We start from the raw sequence: 13,975 nt of genomic DNA, 5'->3' as shown, positions 1-13,975 counted from the left end.
TACCCCTCCGCGTGACCCGGGACGGACCGGGCAGACGATTCGAGGAACCAGACCATGCGGACCGAGCGCGACTACGAGGTGCTGACGAACGAGGCGGGTGGAGTGCCCATCAAGGCGTGGACGATGGGGGTGCCGTTCGAGGACGAGGCGAAGAAGCAGCTCCGAGCGATGGCGGCCCTGCCCTTCGTGCACAAGTGGGTGGCGGTGATGCCGGACGTGCACCGCGGCTTCGGCGCGACGGTGGGCAGCGTGGTGGCGACGGCGGGCGCGGTGATTCCGGCCGCGGTGGGCGTGGACATCGGCTGCGGGATGATCGCCGTGCGCACCACGCTGCGCGCGGAGCAGTTGCCGGACTCGCTCGGCGGGGTGCGCTCGGCCATCGAGCGCGCGGTGCCGCACGGCCGCACCGACAACGGGGGCCGCAATGACCGGGGCGCCTGGAAGGACGCGCCCGCGGCGCACCGCGAGGCCTGGGGCCGCCTGAAGCCCGGCTATGACGCCATCCTGGAGAAGCACCCGCGCCTGGGCCGGGGCCCGGACCTGGGTCACCTCGGGACGCTGGGGACGGGAAACCACTTCATCGAGGTGTGTCTGGATGAGGCGGACCACGTCTGGGTGATGTTGCACAGCGGTTCGCGCGGCGTGGGCAACCGCATCGGCAGCCACTTCATCGAGCTGGCCAAGGAGGACATGCGCCGCTTCTTCATCCAGTTGCCGGAGGCGGACCTGGCGTACCTGCCCGAGGGCTCCGAGCACTTCGAGGACTACCTGCGCGCGGTGGGCTGGGCGCAGGAGTACGCGGCGACCAACCGCGAGCTGATGCTGCGCTCGACCGTGGAGGCGTTGCAGGCGAGCGGGGAGCTGCCGGAGTTCTCGCTCACGCAGGCGGCGGTGAACTGCCACCACAACTACGTGTCGCGGGAGCACCACTACGGCAAGAACGTGCTGGTGACGCGCAAGGGCGCGGTGCGGGCGCGCGAGGGCGACCTGGGCATCATCCCCGGCAGCATGGGGGCGCGCTCGTACATCGTGCGTGGGAAGGGGAACGCGGAGTCCTTCCACTCGTGCAGCCACGGCGCGGGCCGGGTGATGTCGCGTGAAGCGGCGAAGCGGCGCTTCACGCTGGAGGACCATGCGCGGGCGACGGAGGGGATCGAATGCCGCAAGGACGCGGAAGTCATCGACGAGACGCCCGGGGCCTACAAGCCCATCGACGCGGTGATGCAGGCGCAGGCGAGCCTGGTCGACGTCGTCCACACGCTGCGGCAGGTGGTGTGCGTGAAGGGGTGAGCGGGCAGCACGGACCCTGGACCCGGGAGGATGCCATGAGGGGATAGAGACATCGAGACGCCCGCTTCCCTTCCGGTCAGTAGGATGGGGGAGCGGGCGTCGCTACGTGCGGGCAAAGGGAGTAAAGGGAGGGAGCAGAGATGGTTCGCATTGATGGTTCGAAGGGAGAGGGCGGCGGGCAGGTGCTGCGCACGTCGTTGGCGCTGGCGCTGGTGACGGGGACGCCCTTCCAGATGGTGAATATCCGCGCGGGGCGCTCCAAGCCGGGGCTGTTGCGCCAGCACCTCACGTCGGTGAAGGCGGCGGCGGCGGTGGGGGGCGCGGAGGTGGAGGGGGCGGCGCTGCACTCGCAGGAGCTGACGTTCCGGCCTGGGCGCGTGAAGCCCGGGGACTACCACTTCGCGGTGGGCACGGCGGGCAGCGCCACGTTGGTGTTGCAGACGGTGTTGCCGGCGCTCTTGAGCGCGAGTGGGCCGTCCTCGCTGGTGTTGGAAGGGGGGACGCACAACCCGGCGGCGCCGCCGTTCGACTTCCTGGCCAAGGCGTACCTGCCGCTGGTGCGGCGGATGGGGCCGGGGGTGGATGCCACGCTGGAGCGGCCCGGGTTCTTCCCCGCCGGGGGAGGGAAGTTCCACGTGAGCGTGCAGCCGGCGCCGCTCGTGGCCCTGCACCTGTTGGAGCGGGGAAACGTGGTGCGGCGGCGGGCCACGGCGATGTTCTCCCAGGTGCCCTTCGACGTGGCGAAGCGGGAGCTGGAGACGGTGGGGCGCAGGCTCGGCTGGAGCGAGGAGGAGCGGCGGGTGGAGGAGCTGAAGCGCGCGCCCGGGCCGGGGAACGCGTTGTCGCTGGAGGTGGAGAGCGAGCACGTCACCGAGGTGTTCACCAGCTTCGGGGAGCGGGGCGTGCCCGCGGAGGCGGTCGCCTCGGCGGCGTCGGAGGAGGCGCGGGTGTACCTGGAGGCCGGAGTCCCCGTGGGTCATCACCTGTGTGATCAGCTCATGTTGCTGCTGGCCCTGGCGCGTGGGGGCTCGTTCCGGACCCTGCCGCTGGATGGACATGCGCGGACGCAGATTGAAACGTTCGCCCACTTCCTGGACGTGAAGCTCTCGGTGAAGGAGCTGTCCGCCTCGGTGTTCGAGGTGGGTGTGGACCGGTCCTCTGTCTAAGGATTGAGCGAGGACTGAAGTCCTTACACCGCGGAACGCGCTACGAGCAACCCTCCCGCGTTGGGGTCGTCACGTTCCCAACGATGGATCACAGTCCGGGATCCGAATAATGCCACTCCCGTGTGCTTTGAAAGAAAGCCAACTGACCCATTGACTTCAAGGCGCCTGGCCAGATCCCACGGCTTGACGAGGAGGTCCGTCATCTTCTGTAATCGGCTGGTTGTAAATTCCAGCCTGGGGCGGGTCCCCCTGTGAGGTGAGGCAGTGTCTACCCACGAGGCATCCCGGCCATACAGGGCACTGTTCCCACGCTTGGGTATTCGCAGCGTACAGGTCGTGAGCCCATACGCTGTTCCTTTGTTTCTCATCTCGCTGCTGTCAGGTTGTGCTGCATCGAGAACTGTAACCTTCGTCGAGGGAACGCTTGAACCGAGAAACCTCCGGTTCGTCACGGTTGTTGAACAGCGTGGCGATGAACCGGGTGGTTGGCGCGCTGCCTGTCTTCGCATGCCCATCAAGAGTGATACGGGAGAAGGCATCATCTGCAAAATGGGAGTTGACATGCCAATCAGGACCGAGGCGGATGGTTTGATTTCCCTCTCGGCCGCGCAACGCATCGCCGCGGATTGCGGCAACGTCGCGGCGCAGATTGCCTTTACTCCCACAACGGCCGAGACACCTCTGGGCATTCTATGCGAAAGCTTCAAGACTTCATTCGATCTAACCCTGAAGGCGGCTGTCGCTGGCTCCCGTGTCAAGACAGCATGTCACCCAAGGGCGGAGATCGCGACTTCCGGGCGTTGATGCCATGATTCCCCCTCGAGAAAATCTGTTGGCGATTGCGGAGAAGTATTGGCGTGCCGATAAGGCTTATGCCGGAAGTGTTGAACACAGGAGGCTCATGGATTTGTGGGATGAAGAATTGAAGAAAATGGGTCAATGGTGGGGGCTTTTGGATGAACTCAAGAAAGAGCTTCCCGGTTTCACTATTGGCAATGCCACCGCAACTCCTGATGCGTGTTTTCGTTGCGCGGCCTATTCGCCTGGAAATGAACCCGGCGGGCACCATTTTGTTGTCGTTGGGTGTGTCAGCATACTGGCGCCCGTCTATGTGGTTTATGGGATGGAGTATGTGAAAATTGGAAGGATGCGGACCAACTCCAGGATCTTTTTTGAGCCACTCCCTGGAAAAATGCGGCATTCTGCTGATGTTGTCTCCAGGAGAATCGAGGCGTTTTTCAGGGTGGATGTGCTTCCGCGTGACATTGCCGAAGCCCGCATTCCCCTCCATGTTGAACCAATAGAACCGCCGAATACCACTTTTTTCCATGCGTTCTTCACGAGCGAGCCTGAGTCTTTACCTTGAAGTGGTCAAGCGGGTCCTCCATCGTCAACTGGACGGCTGTCAATCCACTGCCGCTGTTTCGGGACTCCGTTCCGGGAAAGCGCCTGAGCGGTGTCCGCCTGCCTGCCGCCTGCGCCTGAGCGCCTGAGCCGGGGGATGGTGTCAAAGGACTCGAAACGCGGGACCCAAGCCAGAACGCGGAACCGGCGCTGGACGACACAGCGCTGGTGGGCCGGCTGCGCTACGTGCTGGCCCATGGGGTGAAGGAGGGCCTCGTGGAGAGGAGCGCGGAGTGGCCGGGTCTCACGTGCCTGCCGCAATTGCTGGGGCCGGCGCGCAGAGTGTTCCAGTGGTTCAACTGGACGAAGCGCTGGAGCAAACGGGGAAGCGAGGACATGGCGGGTGAGGGGCGCTTCGCACGGGAATGGGCCGAGCCGGTGGAACTGGAAATAGCGCCCCTGCCGTGCTGGGAAGGACTGAAGGAGGAGCAGAGGCAGCGAGCGGTGCGGGGGCTCGTGGAGCAGGTGGATGCCGAGGCTCAATCGCGGGGCACGCCCGTGTTGGGAGCGAGAGCCGTGAAGGCGCAGCACCCGCATACCCGGCCCGCGCACCTCAAGAGGAGCCCGAGGCCGTTGGGTCATGCCTCCACGCGGCAGGCATTGAAGGAGCTACGCGAGCAGTACCGGGCCTTCGTCGCGGAATTTCGAGAGGCGGCGGCACGGTGGAGTCGGGGGGATTTCCTGGCCTGCTTTCCTCCCTTCGCCTTCACTACAAGGCGAAGTTCTCGTTTCCCCGATAGGGTGACGGCAAAACCCCCGCTCAGGGCCACCCCAGAACTCGTGGTGTCTCGGGGGGGGGACACCCGCTCAGGTCACAAGCACACGCCCTCGACACAGACTCCGCTCGCGCAGTCCGTACCGCGCTCGCATGCGGCGCCGTTCCCAAGGGGTTCGAATAGCCGCCGCAATCTGACGCGTGGTTGGCGGCTCTCGGCGTCGAACCGATCATACGCCACCAGGAATTGGCCCGATCCCGCCGAGGTCACTGCTGCCTTCTTCGTGGACGACCACGCCTGGGTGACGTCCGCGATGAGCAGGCCCGAGCCATCCAGCGAGGTGCCCTGCGTCGTCAGGCGCATTCCATTGAACCGCTGCACCTCCTGCCGGGTGTCCATCCACGTCATCAGATAGACGCTCCCATTGAAGACCAGCTCGGGAAAGTCCTGGTTGCCAGGTTCCGTGCACAGCGCGAGGCCCGCGCCGTCGAGCACAACTCCATCCCAGGCTCGCACCCGCGTGCCATGGATGTCTGCCTCTCGAGTGCGCAGGTTTACCCATACCGCCAGGAAGTTGCTTCCATCGAAGGCCACGGCTGGGTAGCCCTGGGGGCCGGGGGCGGTGCTCAGTGGGATTCCGGCGGTGTCGAGCACCTTGCCGTCCGACGCCCGCACGCGCGCGCCGTAGATGTCGGGTGTGCCATTGCGTGCGTCCTCCCAGACCACGAGAAAGGAGTCACGGCCAAAGGCCACGGAGGACGAGCGCGGGAATCCACTCGTGCTCGTCACGTTGATTCCCGTGGGATCGAGCACTCTGCCATCCGAGGCCCGCACGCGCGCGCCACGGATTCCTACGTTGGCTTGCCAGTCCTTCCAGGTCACCAGGAAGGAGCCCATTCCAAAGGCCACCGCCGGCTCCGCCTCGTTCAGTGCGATGCTGGAGATGAGAATGCCCGAGGGATCGAGCACTTTGCCATCCGAGGCCCGCACACGCGCGCCACGGATGGTGCCAGACGATGACCCGCTGGTCCCCCAGTCACTCCAGACCACCAGATAGTTGCTTCCATCGAACGCCACGGCGGGCTCGACCTGCGCACCGACGGCCTGGACGATGGGAATGGCCGTGGGGTCGAGTATCACGCCGTCCGAGTTCCTCACCCGCACTCCATAGATGTCGAAGTATCCCGAGCGATCGCGCGAATCCATCCACACCACGAGGCTGGTCGTGGTCCCGGCCGCCATGGCGGGCATGACTTCCTGGTTGAACAGGCTGGAGCACAACAGGGGAGCCGGGTCGAGGGTCATCCAGCTCGAGGGCTCCAGCCGGGCTCCGAAGAGCTGACCGGCGTTGCGGGTTTCGCGCCACACGGCGAGGATGTTGTTTCCATCGAACGCCATGGTTGGACTCTCTTCCCGATCCGTACCGAACGCGACGACCTGGACCGGAGGGCCGGACACCGGACCCGTCGTCTGGATCCGCGTACCGAAGAGGTCCTTGCCGCTGGGCAGGTACGTGGAAGATGACCACATCAGCAGGAAGTGGGTGCCATCGGACACGAGGGCGGGCGGGGCGATGTCGAACGAGGGGCTGTAAGCGAACCAGAGCATCTGGTCGATCACCTCGCCACTCGACGCCAGCACCCGCTTGCCGTTGATGTAGACGATGGAATAGGAGTCCACCTCAATCCAGACAACGAGGAACGTGCCGTCGATGGCGGCGACGACTGGCATGAGCTGCTTGCCAGGGTTGTCGACCAGGGGAATACCCCCGGGCTCGAGCACCTCGCCATCCGAGGCGCGCACCCGCGTGCCATAGATGTCGGAGTTGCCCATCCGCTCGTCCTGCCAGACGACCAGGAAGTGGCCCTCACTGAACGCGACCTCGGGATTGCGCCGGAAGCCAGGAGCCGAGGAGAGGAGCAGGCCCGTGGGGTCGAGCACCACGCCGTCCGAGGCCCGCACGCGCGCGCCCTGGATGTGGGCCTCTTCCGCGGTGAGGGTGCGGGTCCAGACCACCAGGTACTGGCTCCCATCGAAGGCGATGGCGGGGGTCGAGGACCAGCTCGTGGAGGGAGAGATGCGCAAGGGCTCGCTCTCGAGCAAGGCTCCGGTCGCGCCCTGCACGCGCCTCGCCAAGATGGATGCGCCGGGCTGGCTATCCTGGCTCTCCCAGGCCACCAGGAAGTCCGTCCCGTCGGAGGCCACGACCGGGTTGGGCGGCTGGGTCCGGTTCGTTCCCAGCAGGATACCGCCCTGGTCGAGCACCATGCCGTCCGAGGCCCTGACCCGCGTCCCCAGGATCTGGTAGCCGCCACTGCGGAGCTGAATCGACCACGCCAGCAGGTAGATGCCACCCCCCTGGGCCAGCTTGGGTCTTTGGGGTGTTTCCCGCGTGAAGGAGCCCACCGGCGCATCAGGGGTCAGTTCCAGGGAGGGGGTGGGCGCCAACAGACGCGCGAACCCACTCTCGTCCCCACGCGCCACCCGGCGGATGACGTCCTGGACGTCGAAGGTGGGCGGCACCCCTCCCGCGGGAGACGTCTCGAGTGGTTCCCGAGTGGGAGAGCAGGAGGTGAAAAGCAGTGCCAGACACCCGAGGGCAGTGGCGAGGAAGGAACTCAGGGGATGAGTAATCATAGAGGCACGAGCACATGAAATCAGACGACTCGTAGGTACCTCGAGATGGGTGTTTCGAGATGGGTGTCAGACGACTCGTAGGTACCCGAGCAGGATGAGGCCCAGAACGTGCCACTCCGCAGTGACGGCAGCGTGACCGCTCTCTTGGCGCGGCGCGGCCTGGGATGGTGTCAAAGGACTCGAAACGTGGGGCCCAAGCCAGAACGAGACGGGGCGTGGACGGTGGAACCCACCCGCTTCAAGTGCTTCCGCGGACTTGCGAGTTGGCGCGCGCGGTGCATCCGGCCTCGATGTGCTCACGAGGGGGGAAGGGGATGGGTTGGCCGCTGAGGATGTTCCAGGAGGAGGGCTACTACTTCGTCTCGTCCAGGTGCTTCCAGGGACGACTGCTGCTACGCCCCAGCGCGGAGGTGAACGAGGTGGTAGGAGGAGTGCTGGCACGAGCTGTCCATCAGAGCGCGGGCACCATCCGGCTGTACGCCTTCACCTTCGCCTCCAATCACTTCCACTTGGAAGCAAAGGCCCGAACCCAGGGTACGCCTGTGCTGGGGGCTCGAGCCGTGAAGGCGCAGCACCCGCATACCCGGCCCGAGCACCTCAAGAGGAGCCCGAGGCCGTTGGGCCATGCCTTCACAAGGTGGGTGGGCCCGGAGAGTCCCAACCCTTTATCATCTGGCAATGACACCAGAGTCACAGCAAGCGCTGGGCGTGGGCGCGGGAACACCGAACTTGAGGTAGCACCGGGCCTTGGCGGCCTGAATGCCGGGCTTGACGTAGGTGAAAGCCCGGCAGGCCGCATTGTTCTGGCAGGCCTCACGGCATGCCTCGGGTCGCGCCTCGCTCAGGTCGAACTGCTGGAGATCCTGGCCTCCCCGGTCGATATTGGCTTCGACCAGTCCGCTGTACACACCAGCGGACGGCCTGGCCATCCTGGTGCCTGAATCCGTATTGGTGCTGGCCACGGGCGCCGGAACACCGTTCTTGAGATAGCAGCGACCCTTGGGCGCAACCGAGCCAGGCCTGACATAGGTGAACGCCTTGCAGTCCGCCTGGTTGAAGCAGGCTTCGAGGCACTTCCTGGGCGTTGCCTCGGTCGGCTCGAAGGCGAAGTAATCCTGGCCTGGACGATCAACGTTGAATTCGATGCTCGTTCCCTGGGTAGAGACGGGGGCGTCGGCCAGGGCGTTGGTGATGACACCGGAGTCACAGCACGCATTGGGGACGGGCGTGGGGATGCTGCGCTTGAGGTAGCACCGGGCCTTGGAACCCGTCTGCAAACCCGGCTTGCTGTAGGAAAAAGACTGGCAGTAGGGGTACTCGTTGCGGCACGCATCACGGCACTGTTCGGGCACTGGCTCCGTCATGTCAAAGCTGCGGTAGTCATCACCGCCCTGGCGATCGACATTGGTCTCCAACAAACCGCTCGAAAGCCCGGCGCCAGCGCTCTTCGGGGCGATGCCGGAGACGGCGTTGGGGTTGGAGACGGGCTGGGGGGGCTCGCCTTGCTTGAGGAAGCACCGGGCGTGCCGGGTAAACACGCCAGGCTTGATGTAGTTGAAGGACGTGCACCGGGGCGCATCCGCCAGGCAGGCGTTACGGCACAGCTCGGGGCGCGCCTCCTGAAGCGCGAAGGCGGTGTAGTCCCCTCCCACGCGGTCCACACCAAAATCGATGCTGGAGGTTGAGCTGAACGTGGCATCCCGGGTGGGCCTGGGAATGACGCCCTGGGCGTTGAGGGCGATGACGGCTTCGATCAACTCCTGGCTCGGGAAGTCCATCATGAGCGCTCCGGTGCGCAGCGCGCGGCCTTCGTTCAGATACTGGAGCGCGCGCGGATTGATCGTACCGGCCATGACGTCGGGAGAAGTGACGGGCGCGATGTAGCCACTCAGGAAGTTGACATACAGGCTTCCCATGTCACCCCCACTGGCCCTGTCGATCAGAGCGCGCGCCTGCTCCCATTTGATGTCCTTGCTGTCCGGGTTGTACATATCCTGGAGCTGGATGCTGCCCCACCTGATCCCGTAGGCACCGCCGCTGAAGTCATCGAGGATGACAATCCTGCCGCGTACCTGTCGTAGAGCGGGAACGTAGTTCCCGCCCCAGATGAAGTCCTTGTAGGCTGCTTGATCACGGTACCACGTGAAGGTCTCGCTGAATGAACGAGTCGTGGCCTCCGGCTGGTACTCCTGCTTGACGCGCATCAGGATGGTTTCAGTGGGATGATCCTTCAGGAATTGCACCACCGTGCTCAAGACATCGTCGAAATTGGAATTGAGATAGTAATTCTCGTGATGCATGGTGAAGCGATCGCCGATATGGCGGGCGCGGATGTCCAGGACACGGATACCGGCGTCAAGCTGGGGACGAAGTCCCAAGGTCTGGGTGATGACCCATGTGGACACGAAGGGAATCCCCGTGGGGTATCCACTGGTCATGGTGTCATGTGTGCCAGGAATGGAGAGCGCGGCGACGCTGGTGTCATCGGGGATCCAGCGCATCCAGTCGGTGTTGCTGGTGAGCGCATTGGCATTCCCCATCTGGGCGGCGGCGAAGTGCACCGGGGTGAGCAGAGTGAGCAAGAGCAGACCGAGCGAGATGGCGCGATGAGCGCCAGGAACGCGACACGACGACATGGGGAACCTCAGCCGAGGGAGAGGACGTTGACAGGAAGGAAGCCCGTAGGTGGCCGCCGGGGTCATGACCGCGGAGTGCATGCTTCGCCTTGAACGATGCATCAACCGAGAACCACCATGGCTCTCTGGTAGAACATCTTGAAGCTGGCCCGTCGCGAACGCTGTGATGCAACTCACGCGGGAAACGTGAAGCTCATCACATCGAGCAAGCGAGCAAGCCCTGCGGAACAAAACGTTCCAGGAGGGCGCGTGGGTGGAGAAGCCCGCTGCTCGCTGGGGTTCTCCGGCCGTCGCGGACACTGGCGCGGGTGAAAACTTCAACTGGAAGAATTCCGACCTATAGGTTAAAACGGGTCTCCGAGAGGATTTCACCCTACATGTTACGGAACGCAGCGCTCTCCGAGGATCTACTTCACGGCTATATCGAGCAGAACCTGAGACGGTTCATGGACCTCTCCGAGGTCATGCTCGCCCGTGGCAACCTGCCGGAAGAAGCCGCCCGGGCCTACTTCAAGATCCTGCTGGAAGTGCCGCCGCTCTGGTACGAGGAGCCGTCCGAAGAGCTCAAGACGGGCATGCTCGCCATCGGAGCGGCCCTGGATACCTTCGAGCGGCTCAAGCCCCATCTTCCCAGGGATGCGCCCGATCAATTCCTGGCGAAGGTCTTCTACTCAGACATCGTCATGAGCGTGGTCATCCAGAATCTCCTCATCGTCTGGTACAACGGGTGGCTGCATGACAAGATCGCGCCCGCGAGTGTCTATCCCTTCGCGCTCGTCTGGGATGCCATCTCCGCGCGCGCCATGGGGATGCCGGGCCCGTACTTCGGAAGCTGGAGCTACCCACCTCCCGAGCCCATTCGCCCCCCGAGAAGCGCTTCCGAGGACACATGAAACCCGCTTCCGCTGGCACGCCCGAGTATGATGTCGCCATCGTGGGAGCAGGCATCGCGGGCAGCTTGATGGCGGCCCACCTGGTAGCCCGCGGCCTGCGCGTCGTCCTCCTGGAGGCCGGTGACGACCTCTTCTTCGACACCACGACGGGCGTCAGCAACATCCAGCCCCTCCTCGAGCGCTACTATGGTTCCATCTACAAGGTTCCGAACTCCCCGTACCCAAACCTCGGGCACGCCCCGAGTCCAACGCTGACCACGCTGAACAAGTACTACGTCCAGCAGGGGCCGCTGGCGTTTGGAAGCGATTACCTCCGCATCGCCGGAGGCTCCACCCGCCACTGGCTGGGTCTGTGTCCTCGGCTCGATCCGGGAACCTTCCAGGAGCGCACGCTCTACGGGCATGCCGTCGACTGGCCCATCACCTACGATGACCTCGAGGACTGGTACTACGAGGCCGAGAAGGAACTCGGCGTCGCGGGTGACGACGGGAGCCAGGGGCTCGCGGGGGTCCCACCGCGCAAGCCGGGTCACAAGTACCCGTTGCCTCCCATCCCTCAGACCTATAGTGATCGGGTCGTTGCCCGGGCCGTACAGGGCCTGACCTTCCAGTCCGACGAGGATTCTCCTCCCATCCCCGTCCAGGTCTCCTCCACGCCGGCGGCGCGCAACTCCGTCCCCTACGATGGCCGCCCTCCCTGCCAGGGCAGTGGCAGTTGCATTCCCATCTGTCCCACTGGGGCCAAGTACGACGCCAGCGTGCACCTCAAACGGGCCCTCGGGGTGGATCCCCGAAACCTCGTCGAGCCGTCCCTCGAGAGGGATCGGGTGACATACATCCCCAAGGCGGTCCTGAAGGAGATCGTGCTCGACGACCCGGAGGCGCTCCACCCCAAGGTCTCCGGGCTCGTCTTCAAGCGCTCCGCCTCGGAGGACGACAACCTGCGCGTCCAGGCCCGTCTCTACGTGCTCGCGATCCATGCCATGGAGATACCGAAGGTGCTGCTTGCCTCGCGCGGCCAGCGCGCGCACGGTGTGGCCAACAGCAGCGGACTGGTTGGGCGCTACCTGATGGATCATGACATCGCCATCACCCACGCGCGACTCTCCCAGCCGCTCTATCCCTTTCGTGGCCCGCGCATCACCAGCAGCATCGAGGGCTTTTGCGACGGGCCCTTCCGCCGTCGGCATTCGGCGTTCCGTCCGGAGTTGGCGAATGTGGGCACCGCATGGGAAACGAATGCGCCGTTCTCCAACGTCATCGCGAGGGTGGCGCAGGGGCTGACGGGCGAGGCGCTGCGCGAGCAGGTGGCCTGGGATTCAACCGCGGTGATCCACATCGACGCGATGGTCGAGCCAGAGCCACAATTCGAGAGTCGGATCTTCCCCTCACGGCTCACGGACCACTGGGGCCTGCCACGACCGGAGATCCAGTACCGCGTCGGAGAGTACTCCCAGAGAGGCCGTGAGGCGTTCATCAAGCTGGTCAAGGCCATCTACGGCCGGCTGGGCGCCCGGGCGCAGGACATCACCGAGGTTCCGGGCTGGTTCGGTTCTGGCCATGTCATGGGCACCACGCGCATGGGACAGGATCCAAGGGCCTCGGTCTGCGACAGCTTCGGGCTCACACATGACCATCCCAACCTCTACCTCGCCGGCTCGAGCCTGTTTCCGACAGTAGGCACGGCCAACCCGACGCTGACGCTGGCCGCCCTGGCCCTGCGTACCTCCCACGAGATTGAACGCCGCCTGCGGCACGGCCTCCCTTCCTGAACTCTCCCGATGAATGAACATCTCAAAGCCGATGCCGCGAACTTCCCGTGTCAGCACGGCCACATCCGTGACCGTGCCGACCTGATCTCCCAGCTGTCGATCGCCTCCGAGCTGGAGCACGGCCTGTCACTGCAATACCTGTTCACGGCCTTCTCGCTCAAGACGAGCACAACCGAAGGAGGGCTCACCGCCGCCGAGCTGCAGGTGGTGCTTCGCTGGCGGGGTCTGCTGTTCGCCGTCGCGGCCCAGGAAATGCAGCATTTGACCCAGGCTTCCAATCTCCTGGCCGCGGTGGGAGGCAGCGCGCATCTGCGCCGGCCCAACTTCCCTCAGCGCAAGGGCTACTTTCCAATGAAGCATCGCTGGGGGTTGTGGCCATTCTCCGCCGCGACCCTCAAGCTGTACACGGAATGGGAGCGTCCCGCCTCTGTCCCGATGCCACGCGAGCTGGAGGAGGGTGAATACGAACAGGAACTCTTCTCCACCAAGCACCGGGACATGAAGAAGGAGATAGAAGAGCAGGATGTCCACGCGGCCCACCTCGAGCAACTGCGGCGGACGAACCCCCAGCTGTACGAGCTGCTGCTGCAGAGGCAGCGCGCCACCCGGCATGAGACCATTGGTGAGCTCTACGGCGCGGTGGCCAACGCCTTCGCCACCTGGGAGGACGATCCTTCCCGAGGTCCCCTCATCATCGGCGACCCCGCCTTCCAGGTGGAGGGCCGGGAGGTGGACATGCCGCAAGTGATTCGGGTGGAGACCGTCGACGATGCACTGAGCGCGATCCAGCTCATCGTCCAGCAGGGTGAAGGCGACGAGCTGTTCGCGGATCGCGTGGTGGCCACGCCGGACAGCCATTACGGAATCTTCCTGCGCATGCTGCGCGAGTACCAGACGCTCAAGACCCAGCGTCCGGAATTCGATCCGGTGCGAGACGTCTGTCCCAACCCCTTGTCACGGCTTCACGATGACAACTCCTATCCAGGCTGGCGGCTCATCCAGGATCCCTTCACCCGCGCGGTCAATGAGCTCAACAGCTCCGTGTACAAGACGATGTTGCTGATGCTCTACCGGTTCTTCGCCACGCCGGACGGGCCCGAGTCGCGGCGGCACTTCAGCAGGGCGTTCCTGCCCATGATGACGACCGTGATCGAACCCCTGGGCAACATGCTCACCCAGCTGCCCATTGGCGAGGATCCCCCGAGCGAGGAGTCGCGCATGGCGGGACCGCGTCCTCTCTACGCCGGGCCGAGCTTCGAGATCAGCCCCTCCAGCGAACTGCTGCCGCAAGCCGCGGCCAGCACGCTCTACATCACCGAGCGGCTCCACGCCGAAGCGAATGCCGCTCGGAAGCTCAGCCTCACCCCGAGCGCACCGCGCGCGCTCTCCGCCGTTGCCGCCCAGCTCGACGCCATCCGCGCCGCATTCGCCCCTCCGGGGTAATCCCTCCGAACCACCATC

The 13,975-nt window shown here is 64.8% G+C and carries 9 protein-coding genes; 7 read left to right on the top strand and 2 right to left on the bottom strand.

Annotated features, from left to right (window positions below; translation table 11 throughout):
- The first annotated feature begins 54 nt into the window (after positions 1-54).
- The 4 genes from F0U63_RS33370 to F0U63_RS33355 all read left to right on the top strand — a co-directional run bounded on the left by F0U63_RS33370 (position 55) and on the right by F0U63_RS33355 (position 3,822).
- Entirely contained in the window at positions 55-1,290 is a 1,236-nt protein-coding gene (locus F0U63_RS33370; RefSeq protein ID WP_395836231.1) for an RtcB family protein, read from the top strand.
- Positions 1,291-1,430: 140 nt separating this feature from the next.
- A complete protein-coding gene (gene rtcA, locus F0U63_RS33365) occupies positions 1,431-2,456 on the top strand; it encodes an RNA 3'-terminal phosphate cyclase (protein ID WP_395836229.1) in 1,026 nt (341 codons plus the stop codon).
- 336 nt (positions 2,457-2,792) lie between these two features.
- Positions 2,793-3,260 carry a hypothetical protein gene (locus F0U63_RS33360; protein WP_395836227.1) on the top strand — a complete coding sequence of 156 codons (468 nt, stop codon included), beginning with the start codon at positions 2,793-2,795 and terminating at the stop codon, positions 3,258-3,260.
- 4 nt (positions 3,261-3,264) lie between these two features.
- Positions 3,265-3,822, top strand: coding sequence for a hypothetical protein (locus tag F0U63_RS33355; RefSeq protein WP_395836225.1), 558 nt, complete (start codon positions 3,265-3,267; stop codon positions 3,820-3,822).
- A gap of 850 nt (positions 3,823-4,672) precedes the next feature.
- Here the strand turns inward: F0U63_RS33355 and F0U63_RS33350 are convergent.
- Positions 4,673-7,099: a hypothetical protein gene (locus F0U63_RS33350; protein ID WP_395836224.1), complete on the bottom strand. Its 2,427-nt coding sequence runs from the start codon at positions 7,097-7,099 to the stop codon at positions 4,673-4,675.
- Positions 7,100-7,881: 782 nt separating this feature from the next.
- Entirely contained in the window at positions 7,882-9,849 is a 1,968-nt protein-coding gene (locus F0U63_RS33345; protein WP_395836222.1) for a phosphatidylinositol-specific phospholipase C domain-containing protein, read from the bottom strand.
- Between the two features lie 377 nt (positions 9,850-10,226).
- Here F0U63_RS33345 and F0U63_RS33340 point away from each other — a divergent pair, with 377 nt between their 5' ends.
- The 3 genes from F0U63_RS33340 to F0U63_RS33330 are packed head-to-tail and all read left to right on the top strand — an operon-like array spanning position 10,227 to position 13,957.
- Entirely contained in the window at positions 10,227-10,742 is a 516-nt protein-coding gene (locus F0U63_RS33340; RefSeq protein WP_395836220.1) for a hypothetical protein, read from the top strand.
- Positions 10,739-12,514, top strand: a complete 1,776-nt coding sequence (locus F0U63_RS33335; protein ID WP_395836218.1) for an FAD-dependent oxidoreductase — start codon at positions 10,739-10,741, stop codon at positions 12,512-12,514. The genes F0U63_RS33340 and F0U63_RS33335 overlap by 4 nt, the downstream gene beginning before the upstream one ends.
- 9 nt (positions 12,515-12,523) lie before the next feature.
- A complete protein-coding gene (locus F0U63_RS33330) occupies positions 12,524-13,957 on the top strand; it encodes a ferritin-like domain-containing protein (protein WP_395836216.1) in 1,434 nt (477 codons plus the stop codon).
- Positions 13,958-13,975 lie beyond the last annotated feature (18 nt).

This window comes from Cystobacter fuscus (assembly GCF_044360685.1).
Lineage (GTDB): Bacteria > Myxococcota > Myxococcia > Myxococcales > Myxococcaceae > Cystobacter > Cystobacter fuscus_C.
Note: the sequence above shows the minus strand (reverse complement) of the source record. Positions and strands in the feature narration are given on the sequence as shown.

Excerpts from the sequence above, each read along its gene's own strand:
- F0U63_RS33355 (WP_395836225.1), top strand. The coding sequence starts at position 3,265 with ATGATTCCCCCTCGAGAAAATCTGTTGGCGATTGCGGAGAAGTATTGG.
- F0U63_RS33330 (WP_395836216.1), top strand. The coding sequence starts at position 12,524 with ATGAATGAACATCTCAAAGCCGATGCCGCGAACTTCCCGTGTCAGCAC.
- F0U63_RS33335 (WP_395836218.1), top strand. The coding sequence starts at position 10,739 with ATGAAACCCGCTTCCGCTGGCACGCCCGAGTATGATGTCGCCATCGTG.
- F0U63_RS33370 (WP_395836231.1), top strand. The coding sequence starts at position 55 with ATGCGGACCGAGCGCGACTACGAGGTGCTGACGAACGAGGCGGGTGGA.
- F0U63_RS33340 (WP_395836220.1), top strand. The coding sequence starts at position 10,227 with ATGTTACGGAACGCAGCGCTCTCCGAGGATCTACTTCACGGCTATATC.
- rtcA (WP_395836229.1), top strand. The coding sequence starts at position 1,431 with ATGGTTCGCATTGATGGTTCGAAGGGAGAGGGCGGCGGGCAGGTGCTG.
- F0U63_RS33345 (WP_395836222.1), bottom strand. The coding sequence starts at position 9,849 with ATGTCGTCGTGTCGCGTTCCTGGCGCTCATCGCGCCATCTCGCTCGGT.